This is a genomic window from Pseudaeromonas aegiceratis (genome assembly GCF_046254905.1).
Lineage (GTDB): Bacteria > Pseudomonadota > Gammaproteobacteria > Enterobacterales > Aeromonadaceae > Pseudaeromonas > Pseudaeromonas aegiceratis.
Genome location: NZ_CP158016.1, coordinates 2882875 through 2904305 on the forward strand (window position 1 = coordinate 2882875; position 21431 = coordinate 2904305).

At 59.4% G+C, this 21431-nt stretch carries 23 protein-coding genes; 17 read left to right on the forward strand and 6 right to left on the reverse strand.

Annotated features, from left to right (window positions below):
* Window positions 1-69: 69 nt before the first annotated feature.
* On the reverse strand, window positions 70-1323 hold the full coding sequence (glyA, locus tag ABHF91_RS13570) for a serine hydroxymethyltransferase (RefSeq protein ID WP_409420795.1): 1254 nt from the start codon (window positions 1321-1323) through the stop codon (window positions 70-72).
* 306 nt (window positions 1324-1629) lie between these two features.
* Between glyA and aroQ the strand changes: the two genes are divergently transcribed.
* The 5 genes from aroQ to prmA all read left to right on the forward strand — a co-directional run bounded on the left by aroQ (window position 1630) and on the right by prmA (window position 6399).
* Window positions 1630-2088 (forward strand): type II 3-dehydroquinate dehydratase, encoded by a 459-nt coding sequence (gene aroQ / locus ABHF91_RS13575; RefSeq protein WP_409420796.1) that lies wholly within the window; start codon window positions 1630-1632, stop codon window positions 2086-2088.
* Window positions 2089-2114: 26 nt separating this feature from the next.
* A complete protein-coding gene (accB, locus tag ABHF91_RS13580) occupies window positions 2115-2567 on the forward strand; it encodes an acetyl-CoA carboxylase biotin carboxyl carrier protein (RefSeq protein WP_409420797.1) in 453 nt (150 codons plus the stop codon).
* Between the two features lie 10 nt (window positions 2568-2577).
* A complete protein-coding gene (gene accC, locus ABHF91_RS13585; RefSeq protein ID WP_409420798.1) occupies window positions 2578-3918 on the forward strand; it encodes an acetyl-CoA carboxylase biotin carboxylase subunit in 1341 nt (446 codons plus the stop codon).
* A 174-nt stretch (window positions 3919-4092) separates the two neighbouring features.
* A complete protein-coding gene (locus ABHF91_RS13590; RefSeq protein WP_409420799.1) occupies window positions 4093-5454 on the forward strand; it encodes a hypothetical protein in 1362 nt (453 codons plus the stop codon).
* A 69-nt stretch (window positions 5455-5523) separates the two neighbouring features.
* The gene (gene prmA / locus ABHF91_RS13595; RefSeq protein ID WP_409420800.1) at window positions 5524-6399 is read left to right on the forward strand and encodes a 50S ribosomal protein L11 methyltransferase; all 876 of its coding nucleotides are present in this window, start codon (window positions 5524-5526) and stop codon (window positions 6397-6399) included.
* A gap of 227 nt (window positions 6400-6626) precedes the next feature.
* Here prmA and ABHF91_RS13600 read toward each other — a convergent pair whose 3' ends face one another.
* Genes ABHF91_RS13600 through rstA form a run of 3 tightly spaced genes read right to left on the reverse strand, consistent with a single transcriptional unit; the run spans window position 6627 to window position 9331 of the window.
* Window positions 6627-7244: a hypothetical protein gene (locus ABHF91_RS13600; RefSeq protein WP_409420801.1), complete on the reverse strand. Its 618-nt coding sequence runs from the start codon at window positions 7242-7244 to the stop codon at window positions 6627-6629.
* 50 nt (window positions 7245-7294) lie between these two features.
* The gene (gene rstB, locus ABHF91_RS13605; protein WP_409420802.1) at window positions 7295-8620 is read right to left on the reverse strand and encodes a two-component system sensor histidine kinase RstB; all 1326 of its coding nucleotides are present in this window, start codon (window positions 8618-8620) and stop codon (window positions 7295-7297) included.
* 3 nt (window positions 8621-8623) lie between these two features.
* Window positions 8624-9331, reverse strand: a complete 708-nt coding sequence (gene rstA, locus ABHF91_RS13610; RefSeq protein ID WP_409420803.1) for a two-component system response regulator RstA — start codon at window positions 9329-9331, stop codon at window positions 8624-8626.
* Window positions 9332-9634: 303 nt separating this feature from the next.
* On the opposite strand from rstA, the gene dusB reads away from it, so the two are divergent.
* The 4 genes from dusB to umuC all read left to right on the forward strand — a co-directional run bounded on the left by dusB (window position 9635) and on the right by umuC (window position 12830).
* Complete coding sequence (dusB, locus tag ABHF91_RS13615) at window positions 9635-10600, forward strand: tRNA dihydrouridine synthase DusB (RefSeq protein ID WP_409420804.1); 966 nt, start codon at window positions 9635-9637, stop codon at window positions 10598-10600.
* Between the two features lie 16 nt (window positions 10601-10616).
* Window positions 10617-10916: a DNA-binding transcriptional regulator Fis gene (gene fis, locus ABHF91_RS13620; protein WP_345013292.1), complete on the forward strand. Its 300-nt coding sequence runs from the start codon at window positions 10617-10619 to the stop codon at window positions 10914-10916.
* 228 nt (window positions 10917-11144) lie between these two features.
* A complete protein-coding gene (gene umuD, locus ABHF91_RS13625) occupies window positions 11145-11567 on the forward strand; it encodes a translesion error-prone DNA polymerase V autoproteolytic subunit (protein WP_264817952.1) in 423 nt (140 codons plus the stop codon).
* A gap of 3 nt (window positions 11568-11570) precedes the next feature.
* Window positions 11571-12830, forward strand: coding sequence for a translesion error-prone DNA polymerase V subunit UmuC (gene umuC / locus ABHF91_RS13630; protein WP_409420805.1), 1260 nt, complete (start codon window positions 11571-11573; stop codon window positions 12828-12830).
* Window positions 12831-12925: 95 nt separating this feature from the next.
* On the opposite strand, the gene ABHF91_RS13635 is transcribed toward umuC, so the two are convergent.
* Window positions 12926-14080: a hypothetical protein gene (locus tag ABHF91_RS13635; protein ID WP_409420806.1), complete on the reverse strand. Its 1155-nt coding sequence runs from the start codon at window positions 14078-14080 to the stop codon at window positions 12926-12928.
* A gap of 540 nt (window positions 14081-14620) precedes the next feature.
* Between ABHF91_RS13635 and ABHF91_RS13640 the strand changes: the two genes are divergently transcribed.
* From ABHF91_RS13640 to ABHF91_RS13675, 8 genes are all read left to right on the forward strand, one after another.
* Complete coding sequence (locus ABHF91_RS13640; protein ID WP_409420807.1) at window positions 14621-14848, forward strand: helix-turn-helix transcriptional regulator; 228 nt, start codon at window positions 14621-14623, stop codon at window positions 14846-14848.
* A gap of 272 nt (window positions 14849-15120) precedes the next feature.
* The gene (locus ABHF91_RS13645) at window positions 15121-16095 is read left to right on the forward strand and encodes an inovirus-type Gp2 protein (protein ID WP_409420808.1); all 975 of its coding nucleotides are present in this window, start codon (window positions 15121-15123) and stop codon (window positions 16093-16095) included.
* An 84-nt stretch (window positions 16096-16179) separates the two neighbouring features.
* Window positions 16180-17133, forward strand: coding sequence for a DUF932 domain-containing protein (locus tag ABHF91_RS13650; RefSeq protein ID WP_409420809.1), 954 nt, complete (start codon window positions 16180-16182; stop codon window positions 17131-17133).
* A gap of 76 nt (window positions 17134-17209) precedes the next feature.
* On the forward strand, window positions 17210-18196 hold the full coding sequence (locus tag ABHF91_RS13655) for a YqaJ viral recombinase family protein (protein ID WP_409420810.1): 987 nt from the start codon (window positions 17210-17212) through the stop codon (window positions 18194-18196).
* Window positions 18193-19101 (forward strand): hypothetical protein, encoded by a 909-nt coding sequence (locus tag ABHF91_RS13660; protein WP_409420811.1) that lies wholly within the window; start codon window positions 18193-18195, stop codon window positions 19099-19101. Before ABHF91_RS13655 ends, ABHF91_RS13660 begins: the two co-directional genes overlap by 4 nt.
* A 72-nt stretch (window positions 19102-19173) precedes the next feature.
* Window positions 19174-19746 carry a lecithin retinol acyltransferase family protein gene (locus tag ABHF91_RS13665; protein ID WP_409420812.1) on the forward strand — a complete coding sequence of 191 codons (573 nt, stop codon included), beginning with the start codon at window positions 19174-19176 and terminating at the stop codon, window positions 19744-19746.
* Between the two features lie 29 nt (window positions 19747-19775).
* A complete protein-coding gene (locus ABHF91_RS13670) occupies window positions 19776-20213 on the forward strand; it encodes a DUF2787 family protein (RefSeq protein WP_409420813.1) in 438 nt (145 codons plus the stop codon).
* A gap of 146 nt (window positions 20214-20359) precedes the next feature.
* Complete coding sequence (locus tag ABHF91_RS13675) at window positions 20360-21112, forward strand: DUF429 domain-containing protein (RefSeq protein ID WP_409420814.1); 753 nt, start codon at window positions 20360-20362, stop codon at window positions 21110-21112.
* 16 nt (window positions 21113-21128) lie between these two features.
* Here ABHF91_RS13675 and ABHF91_RS13680 read toward each other — a convergent pair whose 3' ends face one another.
* The gene (locus ABHF91_RS13680) at window positions 21129-21317 is read right to left on the reverse strand and encodes a hypothetical protein (protein WP_409420815.1); all 189 of its coding nucleotides are present in this window, start codon (window positions 21315-21317) and stop codon (window positions 21129-21131) included.
* Window positions 21318-21431: the final 114 nt, after the last annotated feature.

Sequence of the window (21431 nt, forward strand, 5' to 3'; positions counted from 1 at the left end):
CGCAAGCCGGCGCGGGGCACAAAAAACAATGCCGACCCTGAGGTCGGCATTGTCGGCACAGCCTATGACTTAGGCGTAGACGGGCAGGCGCTTGCAGATGGCCAGCACCTTCTCGCGCACCGTGGCCAGCACGGCCTCGTCGGTGTGGCTGTCCAGCACGTCACAGATCCAGCCGGCCAGCTCGGCGGCATCGGCTTCGGTGAAACCACGGCGGGTGATGGCCGGGGAACCGATGCGGATACCTGAGGTGACGAAGGGTGAGCGGGGATCGTTCGGCACTGAGTTCTTGTTGACCGTGATGTTGGCGCGACCCAGGGCGGCGTCGGCATCCTTACCGGTCAGTTCCTTGTCGGTCAGATCGATGAGGAACAGGTGGTTATCGGTACCACCGGAGACGATCTTGTAACCGCGGGACTTGACCACGTCCACCATGGCCTTGGCGTTCTTCACTACCTGCTGCTGGTAGCTCTTGAACTCGGGCTCCATGGCTTCCTTGAAAGCCACGGCCTTGCCGGCGATGACGTGCATCAGCGGGCCGCCCTGACCGCCGGGGAACACGGCGGAGTTCAGCTTCTTGTACAGCTCTTCGTCGTTCTCGGCGGAGAGGATCAGGCCACCACGGGGACCGGCCAGGGTCTTGTGGGTGGTGGAGGTCACCACGTGGGCATGGGGAACCGGGTTCGGGTAGACACCGGCGGCCACCAGGCCGGCCACGTGGGCCATGTCGACGAACAGGTACGCGCCCACCTTGTCGGCGATTTCACGCATCTTGGCCCAATCCACGATGCCTGAGTAGGCGGAGAAGCCGCCGATGATCATCTTGGGCTTGTGTTCAACCGCCAGACGCTCCAGCTCGACGTAATCGATCTTGCCGGTCGCATCGATGCCGTAGGGCACGATGTCGTACAGCTTGCCGGAGAAGTTCACCGGTGAGCCGTGGGTCAGGTGACCGCCGTGGGCCAGGTTCATGCCCAACACCTTGTCGCCAGGCTGCAGCAGGGCCATGTAGACGGCGCTGTTGGCCTGAGAGCCGGAGTGCGGTTGAACGTTTGCGTAGGTGGCACCGAAAAGGGCCTTGGCGCGCTCGATGGCCAGGGTTTCCACCACGTCCACATACTCGCAACCGCCGTAGTAACGCTTGCCGGGGTAACCCTCGGCATACTTGTTGGTCAGCTGGGAGCCCTGTGCCTGCATCACCCGCGGGCTGGTATAGTTTTCAGAGGCGATCAGCTCGATGTGCTCTTCCTGGCGCACCGTTTCAGCCGTGATGGCTGACCAGAGTTCCGCGTCGTAATCGGCGATGTTCATGTCACGCTTCAGCATCCGTTTCTCCTGACTAGGCGTGTTGATAGTGGGGTTGGCGTCACATTCTAACCCGGCCTCAGGCGACATGACAGTGTGGGCTGTTATTTTAGCTGCATTCTTGAGCAGGCCCTGTGTCAAAATGGGTAAAAAAAGCACTGGGATGGGGCATTTTGCGGTGATTAGACCAGTAAAGTGCTGCTAAATTTCATGAAACCAATATAATTGCCCCACTTGGCCTCGACCCGGGCCGGCCCAGGTGCCACGCAGCGGTCTCTCCTGGCTTAGTGCCAAGATGACAACACGTTTGCCGAGGATTGCCACAACATGTCTACAAAACATCGGATACTGCTCCTCAATGGCCCGAACCTAAACCTGCTGGGCAAGCGGGAGCCGGCCATCTATGGCGCCGACACCCTGGCGGACATAGTCCAGCGCCTGACGGATCAGGCCCAGGGCCTGGGCGTGGCGCTCAGCCATCGGCAGAGCAACGCCGAGAGCGAGCTGGTCGAGACCATACATGCCGCCATGGGCGAGGTGGACTTCATCCTCATCAACCCGGCGGCCTTTACCCACACCAGCGTGGCCATCCGCGATGCCCTGCTGGGGGTGGCCATCCCCTTTATTGAAATCCATCTGTCCAACGTCCATGCCCGCGAACCCTTCCGTCACCACTCCTATCTGTCGGACGTGGCCAAGGGAGTGATCTGTGGCCTGGGGGCCGATGGTTATGAGTTTGCGCTAACAGCGGCCGTGCGCCATCTGCGCCGGTCAACCAACAACTGACCAAGAAGTTGAATCAGAGAATGCAAATGGATATCCGTAAAATCAAAAAGCTGATCGAGCTGGTTGAAGAGTCTGGCATCGCCGAACTGGAAATCTCCGAAGGCGAAGAGTCCGTGCGCATCAGCCGTGTCGCCCCAGGCCAGGCCGCCCCCATGGTGAACTACGCCATGCCGCAGGCCGCCCCCCTGGCCACCCCGGCTGCCGCTGCCGCTCCCGCCGCCGCTGCGCCGGCGGCCGAGCCCAGCGGTCACCTGCTGCGCTCCCCCATGGTGGGCTCCTTCTACCGCGCCGCCAGCCCGGAAGCCCCCTTCTTCGTGGAAGTGGGCCAACAGGTCAAGGTGGGCGATGCCCTGTGCATCATCGAAGCCATGAAGATGATGAACCAGATCCAGTCTGACAAGGCCGGTGTGGTGAAGAGCATCCTGGTGGAAAACGGTGAAACCGTCGAGTTTGACCAACCCCTGTTCGTGATCGAATAAGAGGCAGAGCATGCTGGATAAAGTCGTCATCGCCAACCGCGGTGAAATTGCCCTGCGCATCCTGCGGGCCTGCAAGGAGCTGGGCATCAAGACGGTGGCGGTGCATTCCACCGCCGACCGGGACCTCAAGCACGTCAAGCTGGCCGATGAGACCATCTGCATCGGCAAGCCGGCGGCCAAAGACTCCTACCTGAACATTCCGTCCCTGATCGCCGCCGCCGAAGTGACCGGCGCCGTGGCCATCCACCCCGGTTACGGCTTCCTCTCCGAGAACGCCGACTTCGCCGAGCAGGTGGAAAAGTCAGGCTTCATCTTCGTCGGTCCCAAGGCCGACACCATACGTCTGATGGGGGACAAGGTCTCCGCCATCGAGGCGATGAAGAAGGCCGGCGTGCCCTGCGTCCCCGGCTCGGGCGGCCCCATCGGCGATGATGCCAAGCAGAACGCCGCCATCGCCAAGCGCATCGGCTACCCGGTGATCATCAAGGCTGCCGGTGGCGGTGGTGGTCGCGGCATGCGGGTGGTGCGCTCCGACGCCGAGCTGCAGGGCGCCATCGCCCTGACCAAGTCCGAGGCCGGTCAGTTCTTCGGCAACGACATGGTCTACATGGAGAAGTACCTGGAGAACCCGCGCCACATCGAGATCCAGGTGCTGGCCGACGGCCAGGGCAATGCCATCTACCTGGGTGAGCGGGACTGCTCCATGCAGCGCCGTCACCAGAAGGTGGTGGAAGAGGCCCCGGCCCCCGGCATCACCGAAGACATGCGCCGCTTCATCGGTGAGCGCTGCACCCGCGCCTGTATCGAGATCGGCTACCGCGGCGCCGGCACCTTCGAGTTCCTGTACGAAAACGGCGAGTTCTACTTCATCGAGATGAACACCCGTATCCAGGTGGAACACCCCGTCACCGAGATGATCAGCAGCGTGGACCTCATCAAGGAGCAGCTCAAGATCGCCGCCGGCCAGCCCCTGTCCATCAAGCAATCGGACATCCGTCTGCGTGGCCACGCCATCGAGTGCCGGATCAACGCCGAGGATCCCCAGACCTTCCTGCCCTCCCCGGGCAAGATCGAGTGGTTCCACGCCCCTGGCGGCCTGGGCGTGCGCTGGGATTCCCACATCTACAGCGGCTACACGGTTCCCCCGCACTATGACTCCATGATCGGCAAGCTGATCTGCTACGGCGAGAACCGCGACGTGGCCATCGCCCGCATGCGTCAGGCGCTGGATGAAATTGTGGTGGAAGGCATCAAGACCAACATAGAGCTCCACAAGGAGATCATGCGGGACGAGAACTTCCAAAACGGTGGCACCAACATCCACTACCTGCACAAGAAGCTGGGTCTCTAAACAAGAGTGTCCATGCCAACAGATCAACGGAGCGCAATGCGCTCCGTTTTTTTTGCCCGCTGTATCGAACTGAATCTCAGGCCATTCCCCCATCGGCGTCATGGATTTGCCCTAGCCAGGGACTGTTTCAACTGGATATAATGTGCGCCAGTTCACATTTTTCTGGAGAGATGGGTGTCCCAGACCCGGCCCTGTTCCGCCCTAATGTTTGCCCTCCTGCTGCCGGTGGCCCTGTTGCCCCTGGCGGATCTGCTACGCCAGCTAGGCCAGGGCGACCAATTGTGGCAATGGCTGCTGGCCGGGGCCGGCGAGGCCATTCAGGACACCCTGCCCGCCTTGCTGACCATCTCCCTGGCCAGGGGGCTGGAGCACGAGCGCCTCACGAGCCAACCCTTGAACGCCCTGTTGGGTTATCTGGTGATGAGCCAGACGGTGGCCGGCCTGCTGGGGCACGCCCAGGATCTGGCCATCCCCTGCGCCCTGCTCAGCGCCTGGATCAGCGCCCGCGCCCACCCTCGCCTGGCAAAACTTCGCCTGCCGGCGCGGATGCGCATCTACACCACGGACGTGCTGGTATTACTGCAAAATGCCCTCTTGTGCCTGCTGCTGGCCCTGCCGCTGGCCGGCCTCTGGCATCTACTGGAACCCGAGCTGCTGGCGCTGGGGCGTGAAGGGATCCAGTGGCCCCAGGGAGACTGGCTGCTGGGTAGCCTGCTGCCCCTGATGTCCCTGCTGGGACTGGAGCCTGAATTGCTGGCCCACTGCGCCCAGGGCCCCCAGTCGGCCGCCATCCAGGCCGCCATCGCCAGCAGCACGCTAGTGGGCCTGCCGGTCTTGGGCATCAAGCTGATGCTGGCCGCCCGCCGCCAGGGACTGCCCCGCCACCAGGGTCTCTGGCTGCTGTTGCTGCTGGCCACCCTGGCCAGCGGTCATAGCCAACCCATACTGCTGGCCCTGCTGGTGTTCTACCGGCCGTTATTCTGGTTGCACCTGCTGCTGAGCGGCCTGGTGATGACCATCAGCCTGACCCTGGGCGCCCAGTGGCCCGCCGAGTCCGCCGGCGGCCTGCTGCCCCTGTTGTCCCATCCCCAGGTCCTGCAAGGCAGTCAACAGGTTTGGCCGCTGGCCCTGCTGACCCTGCTGCTGACCCTGCTGCTGGGCCGACTTTGCCTGCGGCTGTTCCCGCTGATTCCCCTCAAGGAGCCGGAACGGGAGCCCAGCGCCCCGGTGAGCGCCGATATCAGCCTGCTGGCCATCGACTACCTCAAGGCCATCGGCGGCCTGGGCAACATCGTCAGCGTGGCAGCCAAGCAGCACTATCTGCAGCTAGAGGTGGAACAACCCCAGGGGGTAGATCGCCACGCCCTGCTGAGTCTGGGGGTGCTGACCCAGTTCGACGAACAGCCCCAACGGCTGCAGCTATTGGTGGGTCCCCTGGCCACTTCCCTGGCGGAGAAGATACAGCAGCTGGCCCATCGCCAGTCGGTGGATCTGCAGCCGCGCCGCTTCGCCCTGCGCCCCTACCAGATCCACTAGCGCCGGGACAAGCCAAGGCGGCAATGCTACAATCCGCCGGTCTCAAGCCCATCAACACAGCGACTCGCCATGCCCTGGATACAGATCAAACTCAACGCCACCGCCAAAACCGCCAACAAGCTCAGCAACATGCTGATGGGTCATGGCGCCCAGGCTGTCACCTACATGGATGCCCAGGACAACCCCGTCTACGAGCCCCTGCCCGGTGAAACCAAGCTGTGGGGCGAGACCCAGGTCATAGGTCTGTTTGATGCCGAGGTGAACCCGGCTCCCATCATCGCCTTCTTTCAGGAGCATGTGGGCGAGGATCTCGTCTACAAGGTGGAGCAGCTGGAAGACAAGGACTGGGTGCGGGAGTGGATGGAACACTTCCACCCCATGCAGTTCGGCGAGCGGCTGTGGATCTGCCCCAGCTGGCGCGAGGTGCCGGATCCCCAGGCGGTCAACGTCATGCTGGATCCCGGCCTGGCCTTCGGCACCGGCACCCACCCCACCACGGCCCTGTGCCTGCAGTGGCTGGACGCCCAGGATCTCACCGGCAAGACCATAGTCGATTTCGGCTGCGGCTCCGGCATCCTGGCCATCGCCGCCTTGAAGCTGGGCGCCGCCCGGGTGATCGGCATCGACATCGATCCCCAGGCCATCCAGGCCAGCCGGGATAACGCCCAGCGCAACGGGGTGGCGGACCAGCTGGAGCTGTTCCTGCCCGCCGACCAGCCCAGCGGGCTGCAGGCCGATATCCTGGTGGCCAACATACTGGCAGGCCCGCTGCGGGAGCTGGCCCCCTTGATGAACGAGCTGGTGCGCCCCGGTGGCCTGCTAGCCCTCTCCGGCGTACTGGAAAGCCAGGCCCCGGAGCTGGAGACACTCTACGGCCAGTGGTTCGACATGGACCCCACCGCCGTGCGGGAGGAGTGGTGCCGCCTCTCCGGCCGCAAGCGGTAAGCCGCAATGCTCTCCCAGCAAAAAGGCGCCTTGATGGCGCCTTTTGTGTATCCGGGGGGATTCAAATCCGACGGGCCGCTCGACACCGCCTCACCGACCCGGGTCAGTCCAGGCGCCCGGCACAAAAAAGCCAGGGGCAAGCCCCTGGCAGACAAACCCGCCCTGCTGAGCCCTGGATAGGGCGGCGGTAAAAGGGTGACAGTGACATCACCAACCACCGGCTTCGACTAGTTGCTGCTTTGGCTGGCGCTCTTCAACACCACTTGGCTGCTGGAGACCCCCTTGCTCGTGTCGACAACCGCCTTGCTGGCCGCGGTGGTTTTGGCCTGGGTGGCCTTCAGCTGGGTGGTGGTCGCCTGAGTGGCCTTGGTCTTGCTGGTCTTCAGTTGAGCGGTGGTTGCGTGAGTGGCCTTGGTCTGGGTGCTCTTCAGCTGAGCGGTGGTTGCGTGAGTGGCCTTGGCCTGGCTGGTCTTCAGCTGAGCGGTCGTTGCGTGAGTGGCCTTGGCCTGAGTCGCCTTGGCGGTGCTGCTGGCCTTGACCTTCTTCACCTTGGGCGTGGTGTGCTCGCTGGCAGTGGCCTTGACGCGCTTGACCTGTTGGCTGCTGGTAGCCGCCTGGCTATGCACCGCCTTGGTGGCCGTGGTCTTGCTGCTCTTCACCGTCTTGGCGCTCTGGGTCTGGGCGGCCTTGACGCTCTGGCTGGTGCTGGTCTGCGCCTTCTTCGGCACGATCAGGCTGGTGGTGCTGGTGTCGGTAGCCGAGGTGGTCTGTTCCGCTGCCACACAGGCCAGAGAAGGCAGGGTGAAGGCCAGGGTCAGCAGGCAGGACAACAGGGATCTGTTCATGAAAATCTCCTTGGATGACAGGGTGGAGCCGCTGCTCCACGGACGGCACTTTATCCCGGGGCCACCGCCCCGTCCGTCAAGGTTGCGTGACCATTTGTATCCAAATGTACGGGCAATTGCAGACAAAAGTGGGCCCCCTGTGGCGAGGGCAAGACGCAGGCCTGCCCCCCATGGGCCTGGGCTATGCTGCGGACGATCGCCAGCCCCAGCCCGGCGCCACCGGTGCGGCGGTTGCGGCTCTCATCCAGCCGCAAGAAGGGCTCGAAGATCCGCTCCACCGCCTCATCGGGCACCCCGGGGCCATCATCCGTCACCGACAGCCAGAGCTGCTGGCCCTGGCGTTGCAGGCGGATCTGCACCTGCTGCCGGGCATGGCGCAGGGCATTGGCCACCAGGTTATCCATGGCCCGCTCCAGCAGCCCCAGATCCCCACGCCAGGGCAGCGGGTCCGCCTCGACCACCAGGCTGAGCCGGCACTGGGGCCCCAGTGCCTGCCACTCGGGCAGGTGACCGCGGGCCCAGGCCACCAGCTCCCAGTCCGCCGGCGTCAGGCGAAAGCCGGGCTGGGTCAGGCGGCCGTAGGCCAGCATGTCGTCAATGAGATGCTCCAGGGTGGCCAGATCCCGGCCGATGGCCCGCTCCTCACTCTCGCTTAAGGGTGAGACCAGCATGGCCAGGCGGTAACGCAGCCGCCCCAGGGGGGTGCGCAGCTCGTGGGCCATGGCGTCGGTGAGCAGCTTGCGCCCGGCGATGGCCGCCTGCAGCCGCTGGGCCATGCGATCGAAGGTCTCCCCCAGCTCGGCCAGGCTCGAACCCGCCGGCAGGCTGACCCGCGCCTGCAGATCCCCAGCCCCCAGCCGCTGGGCGGCGGACACCAGCTGCTGCAGGCCGCGCCAGTGGGGCCGCAACCACAACAGGATGGGCAGCCCCAGGGAGAGCCCCAGCGCCAGCAGCAGCCCCACGTCCACCCAACGCAGCTCATGGAGGAACGACAGGTAGGGCACGGGACCGACCACCAGCACCTGGTCGCTCTGGCCGATGCGCTGGACGAAGGTATCGTCCGCCTCCATCAGCACTATGTTGCCGGCAGCTAAAAACGCCATGTCCTCCGCGTCCAGCGGCTGCGCCGCCAGGGCTGCGGTATGCAGCGCCATGCCCAGGTGCTGGCCATAGCTGGCCATGTGCGCCGGCCACTGCTCGGCGGGCAGCTGGGCCAGCTCCTGGCAGAGGCGATCCAGCGAGTCCTGCACCAGGTATTCCAGGTAACGGTTGCCCACCCGCTCGGCGGTGCCTTCATACAGGCTGCCGATGAGCAGCACCGCCACCACGAAGCTGGCCATCAGGATGAGATAGAACTGGATAAACAGCCGCCGCATGCGCTAGTCCCAGGCCTCGGCCACCAGCAGGTAGCCCTTCTGGCGCACCGTCTTGATCCGGGTCGGCGTCTCGGCACTGTCCCCCAGCTTGCGCCGCAGTCGCGAGATGGCCACGTCCATGCTGCGATCCAGGCCGTCGTAGTCCCGCCCCCGCAGGGCGCGGAACAGCTGCTCCCGCCCCAGGATCTCACCGGCGTGGCTGGCCAGCTGCCACAAGAGATCAAACTCGGCGGTGGAGAGACTCACCGGCTGACCGGCCAGCCGCACGCCGCGGCTGGGCAAGTCCACCACCAGCTGGCCCAGGCACAGGCGGCTGGCGGGCACCGCGCCTGGTATGGCCGCCCGCAACAGGCCTCGCTGGCGCAGCTGCACCCGCAATCGGGCCAGCAGCACCGCCGGGGGCGTGGTCTTCAGGATGAAATCATCTGCCCCCAGCTCCAGCCCCAGCACCTGGTTCATGTCGCTGTCCAGGGAGGTGAGCATGACGATGGGGCCGGCAAACTGCGGCCGCAACGCCCGGCAGACCGACAACCCATCCATGCCCGGCAACATGATGTCCAGCAGCACCAGATCCGGAGCCTCTGCCGCCACCCGGGCCAGGGCCTGATCCCCCCGGCTTTCCAGCAGCACCGTCATGTCGTGCCTGGCCAGCCAATCGCCGATGAGCTGCCCCATCTCGGCATCATCTTCCACAAACAAAATCCGGTACATGGCCCCTCCTCATGACGTGCTGGCTCAGCATACGCCGCCCCCCGCCAAAGGAAATGGCCGGGTCCGGAAAAACCGCCCATCGCCGGCCGGTCGGCCCCGACCGTCGGACAAAAGCCCCAAACAGACCCGTTTTAATGATGGAGAAAACAGGGTTATCCGGTTGAATTAGCACGGTAAATTGATTTGCAAGCGCAGCGGGCAAATCCGGCCGAGAAAAAATCCCGCCATGCTCAATTTCTGACCTTTTCAGCCTGTCAAAAAATGCGTAATATACGCCGCCCTGAGCCGATGGTTGTTTTATCGATGCAGATTGGTCCCTACAAACTGGATGCCCCCCTGATCCTCGCCCCCATGGCCGGCGTCACGGATCGCCCCTTCCGCCAGCTTTGCTTGCAGATGGGCGCCGGACTGGCGGTATCGGAGATGATGTTGGCCAATCCGGATACCTGGGACACGGAAAAATCGCGCAAGCGGCGCTACGAGCAGAGCGAGGCCGGCATTCGTTCGGTGCAAATCCTCGGCTGCGAGCCCGCGCTGATGGCCGAGGCCGCCCGCCACAATGTGGCAGCGGGGGCCCAGATCATCGACATCAACATGGGTTGTCCTGCCAAGAAGGTGAACAAGAAGCTCGCGGGCTCCGCGCTGCTTCGCGATCCCGAGCTGGTGGCGCGGATCCTGGAGGCCGTGGTGCAGGCGGTGCCTGTGCCCGTGACCCTGAAGATCCGTACCGGCTGGGATCCCGACAACCGCAATGGGGTGGCCATCGCCCAGCTGGCCGAAGCGGTCGGCATCCAGGCCTTGACGGTACATGGCCGTACCCGAGCCTGCCTGTTTCGTGGCGAGGCCGAGTACGACACCATCAAGGCCATCAAATCGGCTGTCTCCATCCCTGTGGTGGCCAACGGCGACATAGATTCACCGCACAAGGCGCGCGCCGTACTGGATTACACGGGCGCCGACGCTGTGATGGTCGGCCGGGCCGCTCAGGGACAGCCGTGGTTATTCCGCCAGATCCGCCACTATCTGGAACGGGGCGAAACGGCGCCCGCCCCCTCTCGGGAGGAGGTGAGCGCCCTCGTGCTGGGACATGTTGCGGCCCTACACCAGTTCTATGGTGAATATCAGGGGGTCCGCTTTGCCCGCAAGCACGTAGCCTGGTACCTGGACAAGATGGGGACGGATCAGGATTTTCGCAGAGGTTTCAATGTGCTGGAGACGGCCGCAGGCCAACTGGACGCATTGAAGCAATTTTTTGACATAACAGCATAAAAAGAGCAGACAGAATATGTTCGAACAAACCCTGAGTTCCGACGCACTGGTTACCACCACCACTCATGCTCACACCAACGAACCCACCCAACGTCCGCTGCGCGAATCCGTTCAGCAGGCGCTGCGCAACTACCTGGCCCAGCTCAACGGTCAGGAAGTCACCGAGCTGTACGAGATGGTACTGAGTGAAGTGGAAGCCCCCATGCTGGACATCATCATGCAGTACACCCGTGGTAACCAAACCCGAGCCGCCATCATGATGGGCATCAACCGCGGCACCCTGCGCAAGAAGCTCAAGAAGTACGGCATGAACTAATCAAACTTAGTTAAGTCATTGAAAATAAAGGCGCTTTGCAGATAACGCAGGCGCCTTTTTAGTTTTGAACCCACAATTGAACCCACAAGATTAATGGCTACCCGGCTGGTCGTGACCGGAATATCGACCGGCACTTAACCATGTATATCAAGCCCCATCCGATTAACTGCACATTCCTCTACTGACGCCGTTATACTGTATATATTTACATGTAAACGAGCCGTCACCATGTTCCTTATCCCAGACCTCGACGCTCCACGCCTGGAGCTCCCCTTGTTCCTCTCTCCGGCGGCTTGCGGCTTCCCTAGCCCGGCACAGGACTATATCGAGCAAACCCTCGATCTGAACGAGCTGTGCGTTGCCAGGCCGGCAGCCACCTACTATGTCCGGGCCCAGGGCAACAGCATGATCAACGCCGGGATCCACGACGGAGATCTGCTCATCGTTGACCGCTCCATCACAGCCCAACACGGCGACACCATCATCGCCAGCCTGGGTGGCGAGTTCACGGTCAAAGAGCTACAGCTGCGCCCCTACCCCGCCCTGCTCCCAGCCAACCCGGAATACCGCCCGATCCTGCTCGACCCAGAGCAAGAGCTGGAGGTCTTCGGCGTGGTCGTCTACGTCCTGCACAAGCAGTTCAAGCGATAAGCCATGCCGACCCCAATTGCTCTGGTGGACGTCAACAACTTCTACGCCAGCTGTGAACGGCTATTCCGGCCCGACCTCAAGGGCCGGCCCATTGTCGTGCTCTCCAACAACGATGGCTGCGTGGTGGCCCGCAGTGCCGAGGCCAAGGCCATGGGCATCAAGATGGGCGTCCCCTACTTCAAGATCCGCGGTGAATACGAGGCAAAGGGGGGCATCTGGTTCAGCTCCAACTACGGCCTCTATGGCGACATGTCCCACCGGGTGATGACAGTGCTGGAGAGCATGTCCCCCAGGGTTGAGACCTACAGCATCGATGAAGCCTTCCTGGAACTGGGCGAGACCTGGGCCGGCAACCTGGTCGAGTACGGTCTGGCCATTCGCGCCAAAGTCCTACAGTGGATAGGACTCACCGTGGGTGTCGGAATCGGCCCCACCCGCACCCTGGCTAAGCTCGCCAACTATGCCGCCAAGAAGTGGCCCCAGACCGGCGGCGTGGTAGACCTGAGGGACGAGACCCGCCGGGCCAAGCTGATGGCCATCACGCCGGTGGATGAAGTGTGGGGCGTAGGCCGCCGGCTGGGCGCGCGGTTCAATCAACAAGGCATCCAAACCGTGGCCGACCTGGTGAGCAGTGACACCAAGACCATGCGGGCCCGCTATGGCGTGGTGGTGGAGAGAACCATTCAAGAACTGCGGGGCCACCCCTGTGCCGACCTCGCCATTGAGCCCGATGCCAAACAACAGATCGTCTGCAGCCGCAGCTTCGGCGAGCGCGTCACCGACAGAACCACCATGTACCAGGCCTTGGCCGACTACATGGCCCGGGCCGGCGAAAAGCTGAGGGCAGAACGGCGCTGCTGTCGTGCGGTCAGCGTCTTTATCCGAACCAGCCCCTTCAACGGCAACGAGCCCTACTACGGCGACCAGGCCACCACCAAGCTGGCAGTACCCACCAACGACACCCGCGTTCTACTCCACCAGATCGCCCACCTGCTGGATATGATCTGGCGCGATGGCTACCGGTACCAAAAGGGTGGCGTCATGCTCGGCCAGTTCACCCCCATCGAGAACCAACAAGGTGATCTCTTCGATACCGGGTCGAATGATCGGCTGATGGAGGTGCTGGACAAGATCAACAACAGCGGCCTAGGCAAAGTCCGGTTTGCCAGCCAGGGGCTGGACCAGCATGAATGGCTGATGAAGCGCGAACGCCTAAGCCCGCGATATACTACCAATTGGAATGAACTGCCGGTTGTTAAATAGTCCAGATTATGCGTAGCGTTATTGCATCAAATCAAAATAATGGACCTAGCGTTTAGCCAGTAAACAGATGATTACGACACCTGAAAACCACATAATCAATGCAGCCCCTCGTAGGCTTTCTCTATCAATGCCTCAACTATTTCAGTCTGGCTTTTACCTTGCCTAGATGAAATATGCTTCAACATTTCCTTATATTTTTCATCAAGCATGAATGTAGAGCTTTTTTTACCTGCGTTTTTAATTCTATACTTTTGCTGAGTTCCACTTTTTCTAATGCTTTCTAGTAAAATGATTTTTTGCTCCAACCCTAGCAACCAATATATCATTTTTACTGCCACTGCATATTTACCCTCTCTTTCGCCCTCATCATTTGCACTTATATCAAGCCAATCCGGCCTTTCACCTAACAAGAATATTTTCTCAATATATTCGTAAGCCCACTTGGCCATCCCTTCATTTTTAACCAGCCAATCGTTCATTTTAATGTCGTTCCTGACCGCCTCCCATTTCCTCTGCAAATCATGAAGCAACGTTATTTTAGAGTTGACGATTTCAGAGTGGCCATCTAAATCATCCTCTCTTCTAGAACTCTCAAACTCAAGATTAATATCAAACAGACTTATAGGTTCATAGCCCGCCTTGTTGCTTAGCTCGAATTCACTCAACAAGTCAAAATAAGAAACAATGAAATCTCGTTTTCCTTGGTTATTTTTCGTATTGATTGTGTGTTGACTAACAAGATCAATATGAGATTTAATCGATCTAGATATTTTTTTACGCAAACCTATCCCTTCACTTCCCCCTAAAAAAATTGACTGCAGATTGACAAAACAACCATCAGCTATATCTGATGACATCAAGTAAGTCCATGCGAAATTACACAACTCAGCATTACCCACATCAATCCAATCAAAAAGCTCGTTTGGTATAGTCTGATTAATGAATACCTTACTCATGTACTCCTTTACCCGCCTTGGGTCACTAAACAGCTTCACATCATACCGGATACCCAATTCTTTAAGCATTTCCTCCAGCACATCGCAATCATAGGAGCGAGGATTTCTTGCAACCTCTGCAGTTATATCATCAAGTGTTGAAGCCATCTTTTCATGACCAACAAATCCATCCTTTCTAATGCGATATTTCTCTCCAAGCCGCCTATGAGACATAAATTTGTTATATAAAAAAACAACCTGCCGACTCTCATTAGGAATTCCCCAAAATACCACTTTGTTATTAGACCTAACCATATCACCCCCTACAAACACACATCGAACAATGCAGACTCTTAAGACACAAAATATGATGAAAACACAATTGAATGAAAATTACTATGTAGATATTTAGTAGACCCACCGTTAGTTGTAAAGGATTTTTTGTTGTTTTAATGCTACTTTTCCATACATTTTAATGACATTTTATGCATATGTTTTTATTGATTTATTATCCGATCAGCACCGATTTCATGACTGATTTGGCAGTCATCCATCCCCCCATCTCATCACCCTCCCCTTTTGCCTCGCTGACCTCTCGCTCGCTCACTAACCATTGAAGAGCGAGTGCCGCGCCCTGCGATGAGGAAGGTTAACCTCAGCAATGTGCTTGCCAGAGCTTCTATAACCTAAAGATGATGGGGCTATTGTGCTGCGATTAACTATATCGACTCCCAACCAAGATGGAAAACCTGTTTTTTTTTACTGCGTTCCCCTTCATGTGAACGAAACCGCACCATGCCATCCAATCACAACAAAAGAGGATGTCAGCATGGCCATCTCACCAAGGAGCGCACCATGAATACAGTTACAGAAACCACCCCTAGTCGCTTTATCCGTGTCAGAGAAGTGCTCAACCGCATCGGCATTGGCCGCTCAACGCTGTATGACTGGATCAACCCGCAATCACCACGGTTTGATTGTCACTTCCCCAAACCAGTGAAGATTGGCACTAATGCTGTGGCTTGGCTGGAGAGCGACATTGATGAGTGGATCATGCAACGGGTCAACGCTAACAAACTCTGAGTCAGAACCAGACTAATCGCTATAACTATCCCATTAGTCCAATTAACAGCAATCAAGCTTAAATAGACAATAGACCCCTCCCCGCAAACCTTTAGCACGCTAAAACAACCATGTTTAGTCATGAGTCATGCGTTTATAGAGCTAAGAGCATTTGGGTTCTTTTAATATTAGCCATCACCACCACCCATCTAACGCTAGTTCACCGCTAATGCATGCTTGCATGCAGGGCTAGTCATTCGCTAAACACGCAATCACATTCAGAGGTAATCATCATGTTTAATGTTCAAGAACTACTTGACGTCCAATCTCTCACCATGACTCTCAATCATTTCCATGACTTCAGGGTTAACGTCAGGTATGTAGGAGATGACAGATATGAAGTATGGACTGGCAACTTTCGTCACGGTGAGGAATTGCGTAAAGCAATTAGAGCTGCACAAAACTATCTTGATGTATACCGGACTATCGATAACGCCGATCCGGATGTGAGTACCTTTATTCAACTGGTACAAGACATTGACAACCCAAGACTGGAGCACCGATACCACGCTGACAGAGCAGCAGCCGAACGGATCTGTCGAGATATAAATCAGGTCATAACCATGTTTCAACGTAAACGTAGAATGAATGCAAAAATAAAGAGTGACAGAAAAAGAATGGAAGCGAGGAATTCACGCAGCATGGAGGAGTATTGCGACAACCTATTTGATGCCCATTCCCGATTGTTAGTGGTGCGTGTCGATTTGGGGTATGCCAAAGATCGTTACGATTTCTTAACCACCCCTGAGGTAATCCAAGACAGGATTAAGTACTTGAAAAGGGTGAGCCGTAAATTCGATGGATTAGTGGGCTACGCTTGGGGAATGGAATACGGCTGGGAGCGGCGTTATCACTTCCACATGGTGTTCATGTTCAATGGTGCAGTCCATCGGTCTGATGTCCTGCTCGGTAAGCAACTCGGTGAACTGTGGGAAGACACCTGTCATACCGACGGCACCCACTTCAACTGCAATGCGGATAAGGCACGATATAGAGACAGCTGCTACCTGGGCATGGTGGATTATTACGATGAGTACAAGCGCCAAGTCATGAAGGATAAAGTCACCTATCTGTGCAAGCTCGACGACTACGTAACCGCATTGATCAAGAAGAACCAACGTTGCTTTGGTCGGATGGAATCCCCCACTCGCCGCTCCCGTGCAGGCCGTCCTCGCATCCGCCATACCCGCCTGGCTGACCTCGATTGAAAGATTTTTCAGGCCTATATCATCCGGTGACTTCACCTGGGGGTACGTCTTGTTACCCCCTTCGTTTTGCTTACAGGAGGCTATATGGCTCATTTGGTCGAATCCATGGCGTATGTGGGCGAGACGCCCTGGCATGGTTTGGGTAATCCCCTCTCCCCTCATCAACCTATCGAAACCTGGTTGGTGGAAGCGGGCATGGACTGGCATATCGCGCAAAGCGATGTGCTGTTTAACGTGGCGCCGGACGGTCTGCATATCCGCCCGCACAGCGATGCCAAGGTGCTGTACCGCTCTGATACTCTGGCGCCCCTGTCGGTGGTGTCCAACCGTTACAAGGTGGTGCAGCCCGCCGAGGTGTTGCACTTCTATCAGGACTTGGTGAGTGCCGGAGGCTTTGAGCTGGAGACGGCCGGCGTGCTCAAGGGTGGCCGCAAACTGTGGGCCCTGGCCCGTACAGGCCAAGAGTCGGCCTTGCGGGGTGGCGACAAGGTGAAGGCCTATCTGTTGCTGGCCACCAGTTGCGATGGCTCTTTGTGTACCACGGCCCAGTTCACTTCCGTCAGGGTGGTCTGCAACAACACCCTGCAGATGGCCACCGACCACAACCAGGGCGCCATCAAGGTGCCCCACTCCACCCAGTTTGACCCGGCGGCGGTCAAGCAAGCACTGGGCTTAGGTCTGTCCGGCTGGGAGCAGTTTATGCGCTCCTTGAAGGACCTCAGTCAGCGGCCTGTCTCGCGCCAAGAGGCGCAGGACTATTTCAGCCTGGTGCTGGACGAGGCACTGCCGGAGAACCCGGACATCAGCCCATCCAAGACCATGCAGCAGGTGATGGCCCTTTACCAGGGCGGCGGCATGGGTGCTACCCTCTCCTCCAGCAAGGGCACCGCCTGGGGGCTGGTCAACGCCATGACCGAGTACGTGGACCATCACCGTCGCGCCCGCAATCAGGACTACCGCCTGGATGCCGCCTGGTTTGGGCAAGGCGCCCAGCTCAAGCACAAGGCCCTCAACCAGGCCCTGACGCTGCTGCACTAACCCCCCATCCAGCGACTCACACCACACCAACCCAGACCCGCCCATCCGGCGGGTCTGCTGCATTGGGAGTACCACCATGAAACAACAACGCTACGGCCAGGCCATCCGCCTGGCCTCTACCCTCGACATGCCGCGGGATATCTGGCTCAAGCTCCGCCAGCAGGGCATCGGTTCATCCGATGCCGCCGTGGCCGTTGGCCTGTCGCCCTACAAGAGTCCCCTCTCCCTCTGGCTGGAGAAAACCGGCCGCAAGCAGCCAGAAGACCTATCAAGCAAAGAAGCCGTAACCTGGGGCACCATCCTCGAACCCGTGCTGGCCACCGTGTATGCCCAGCGCACCGGGCGCAAGGTACGGCGGGTGAATGCCGTCTTGCAGCACCCTGAACACCCCCACCTCTTGGCCAATCTGGATAGGGAAGTCGTTGGCCTACCCGAAGGGCCCGGTATCCTGGAGATCAAGACCGCCAGTTATCACAGTGCCCCCCAATGGGAGGAGTCGGTACCGGTGGCCTACCAGTGCCAGGTGTTGCATCAGTTGGCCGTCACCGGCCATGCCTGGGCCGATGTGGCCGTGCTTATCGGCGGGCAGGATTTTCGCATCTACCGGATTGAGCGGGACGACAGCAAGATCGCCGACCTGCTGGCCCGGGAGGCCGACTTCTGGCGCTGTGTCGAGCAGGACATCCAGCCCGAGCCGGATGGCTCAGCCGATGCGGCCTCGGCCCTGCAATGGCTCTACCCCCAGGATGACGGTCAGTCGGTGGACTTTACCGATTCGCAGGATCTCAACCGGCTGTTCTGCGAACTGCTCAATGTGCGCCACACCCTGGAGGAAATCGAAAGCCAGGAGGCCAACCTGCGCCAGCGGCTGCAAAACGCCCTGGGGCCGGCCAGTTGCGGCCTGTTCGCGGGTGGTCGAATTGCCTGGAAACGCACCAAGGATCGACAGGCTCCGGATCTCGACCGGCTATCAGCCGAGCATCCGGAGATCCTGCAACGCTACGTTAAATCCATCGCCGGCACGCGGCGCTTCATGGTCTATCCAGACAGGGGGTCAGCATGATCAAGGGACTTGCCATCACACCGCCCGTCATCGGGCGGATCAGCATCGGTCACCTGGTGCAAAAAGGGGATAAGTGGGTACCGGAGAAGGATGACAGCTTCAGCCTGACGACTCAGGTACAAAACCGCCAGGGCTGGCTACTGCATCCGCTACACCAGCAGTTGGTCGAAGCGGCGGCCAACGGCAAGATCCGGGCAATCCCGGTACGCCTGTTGTTCAACGACAGCAGCCTGAACTTTCGCGCCGAATACAGCGCCTTTGACCGTCAAACCGGACGGCCAGTTTGTATCGGTAATGGCGAGCATGCCCGGCAGGTCACCGCCAACGGCATGGAGGACGTACCCTGCCCTGGCCCGGAGCGCTGCTCCTATGCCAAGCAGGCCGGCTGCAAGCTCTACGGTCGACTCAACGTGCAGGTGGAGGGGCAAAACGATGAACTGGGCAGCTTCATCTTCCGCACCACGGGCTATAACTCGGTACGCAGCCTGGCAGCACGCCTGAGTTACTTCGAGGCGATCAGTGGCGGCTGCACCCGCTACCTGCCGCTGATGCTGCGCCTGCGGGCCAAGAGCACCACCCAGTCCTACCGCACCCCCATCTACTTTGTGGATCTAACCCTGCGAGATGACGATAGCCTGACCACGGCAATCTCTAGCGCCCGCCAGGAGGCCGAGCGTCAACAAGAGGCAGGCGTCGATACCAGCCAGTTGGAGGTCATCGCCCGGCAACTGCTGCAGAACGGCCAGTTCGAGGATACCGACGAGGAACTCCCGCAACTGCTTGAAGAGTTCTATCCCGATGACGAAGGCCCCGAACCCCAAACCACCACGACCCCCATCCGCCAGGGGAAGTTGACCCACAAGCTGGGTAAACGCCCCCCGGCCACAACTAGCACACCGGTCTAATCGCACACCAACCAAACAGTAGAGGGCGCCATAACGGCGCCCTCTGTCATTTTTAACCAGGAGGTTATCCCTATGAACCGAGGCGACCATCTAGTCTCTCCCCGCACCGGCTACCAGCACCATGGTCTCTATCTTGGGCAGCAGCAGGTGATCCATTACGCCGGCCCCGAGGGCGACCTCCCCGGCCAAGTGCTTATCGGCTCGCTTGAAGACTTCGCTCATGACAATCCCGTCTGGGTGAAGACCCATCCGCTGCGAACTTACGATGCTGAAGAGTGCGTAGCGCGGGCCTATCGCCGCCTGGGCGAGACCCACTACAACCTGCTATTCAACAACTGCGAGCACTTCGTTACTTGGTGCATCCAGGGATTTGCCTACTGTCAGCAGATAGAGGCGCTCATTAACACCCGCGCGCTGGCCAAACAGGTGCTCAGCTATTCCCTGGTGGCCAACCCCAAGAGCATCACTTCGCAGCCGCTGCTGCCATCAAGCCAAGAACTGGCCGCCATCGGTACCAGCGCTCTGGTCGGTACCCTGGCCACGCACACCACGGTGGCAACCGGATTGCTGGCCGCCACGGCTTGTCCCCCAGCCGTGCTCGGCGCCTATGGCATCAAAAAGCTGTTTGACTGGCTGACCGACTAACCCCACTCCCACCTATTCTGGAGTCCATCATGACCATTCCGTTTATTCAGGAAGGCTTGCCCCTGCCTGTGGGGGAGCCGCTGCTGGCCTTGCTGTCGCAGGCCCTGCACCAACAAGACATCAATCTCGCCGAGCATCAGCACATCGTGTTCAACTTCTTGAACCTCAACTACCACCCGATCAAAGGCGGTTACCACCCCGTGGAGATCCGGATTGCCAGACAAGAAGCCGGTTGGCAGATCGAGACCATCCGCGATCTCTGCTATGCGGGTTATCACGAAATGTGCGGACTGGAACCCGAGCTGGCGTTCGACTTCACCAATCTGCGGTTCGAACATATCTACTTGGGCGAGTTGGAGCGCGAAGATGCCAGCGACCTCTATCGCCTGTGGGAACGCAACTTCTGCGCTTACCACGCCATGGGCGCCTACCAGCTCACCTTGCAGTTGGATACAGTAGCCGTTTAAGGAAACCGGCTAGTCATACATTCACCATTCCAGACCCACTCCAGAGTCTGGAATGGGTGGAACTGCCTGCTTGCTTACACATTCTTTTTTTATCCGCTTGGCTAAGTTACCGGCTTGAGCGCTCACCGGCACAGAGGATAAAGACCATGGCCCCCAGCAATGGCCCCATCACCATCATCGGTATCGACTGCGCCACCGAACCCAAAAAGGTCGGTCTGGCCAAGGCACGACTTCATCACGGTAAGCTGACAATAGAAGACGCACGAACCGGCGCGGGGGATCAGGAGCTCGCTCGCCTCATCCTGGAATGGGTACCGAACAACCAACCAACACTGTTGGCGCTGGATGCCCCCCTGGGCTGGCCCGATGCACTTGGTGCCACCTTGGTCACCCATCAGGCCGGCTCGGCCATAGCACCGACCGCCAATCAGCTCTTTCGCCGAGAGACCGATCGCTTCATCAAGGTACAAACGGGTAAACAACCCTTGGATGTTGGGGCAGACCGTATCGCCCGTACCGCCACCGCAGCGCTGAATCTGCTCAGCAGGCTCCGTCAGTTAACGGGCCAATCCATTCCGTTGGCCTGGGCACCCAACATCACTGGGTTAGCGGCAATAGAGGCCTATCCGGCTGGCACCCTCACTGCCTACGGCTTGACCAATAGCGGATACAAAGACGGATCAGCCGAGCACAGGCGCATGAGAGCAAGCATCCTCGGACAATTAGCCGCCTGGGTCTCAATTGCCGAGCCCGCCCCGCTGATCGCCAATGCGGACATCCTGGATGCAGCCCTATGTTGCCTGGCAGGCGCCGATTTTCTGCAAGGAAACTGTTACCCGCCGGTCGACGAGACTCTTGCGCGCAAAGAGGGATGGATCTGGGTAAAGAAAACAGAGTGACGCCAAACCACAGACTTCACCCCTCCCCCGCCAACCAAGCCAGGGTGGCCTCGTCGGCCAATGTGTAAACCGCCTCCCACAGCTCGTCGAACCGCCGGGCTTCCTCGCCGCGCGCCTGGCTTGCCAGGGCCGCGAAGGCCCGGGCCTCGTTGAGGGTGAAGACTTGCCTGGCCAGCAGTGCCTGCGCCTGTTCCAGTAAGGTCAAACGTCCTCCCGTTGACCTGCGCCAAAAGGCGACATGTTGATCCGTCCAGGGGGCAAAAGCCCCCTTGCACCGGCAGATTTTGCTTAAGCCTTTGATATACTGCGGCCTCAACAA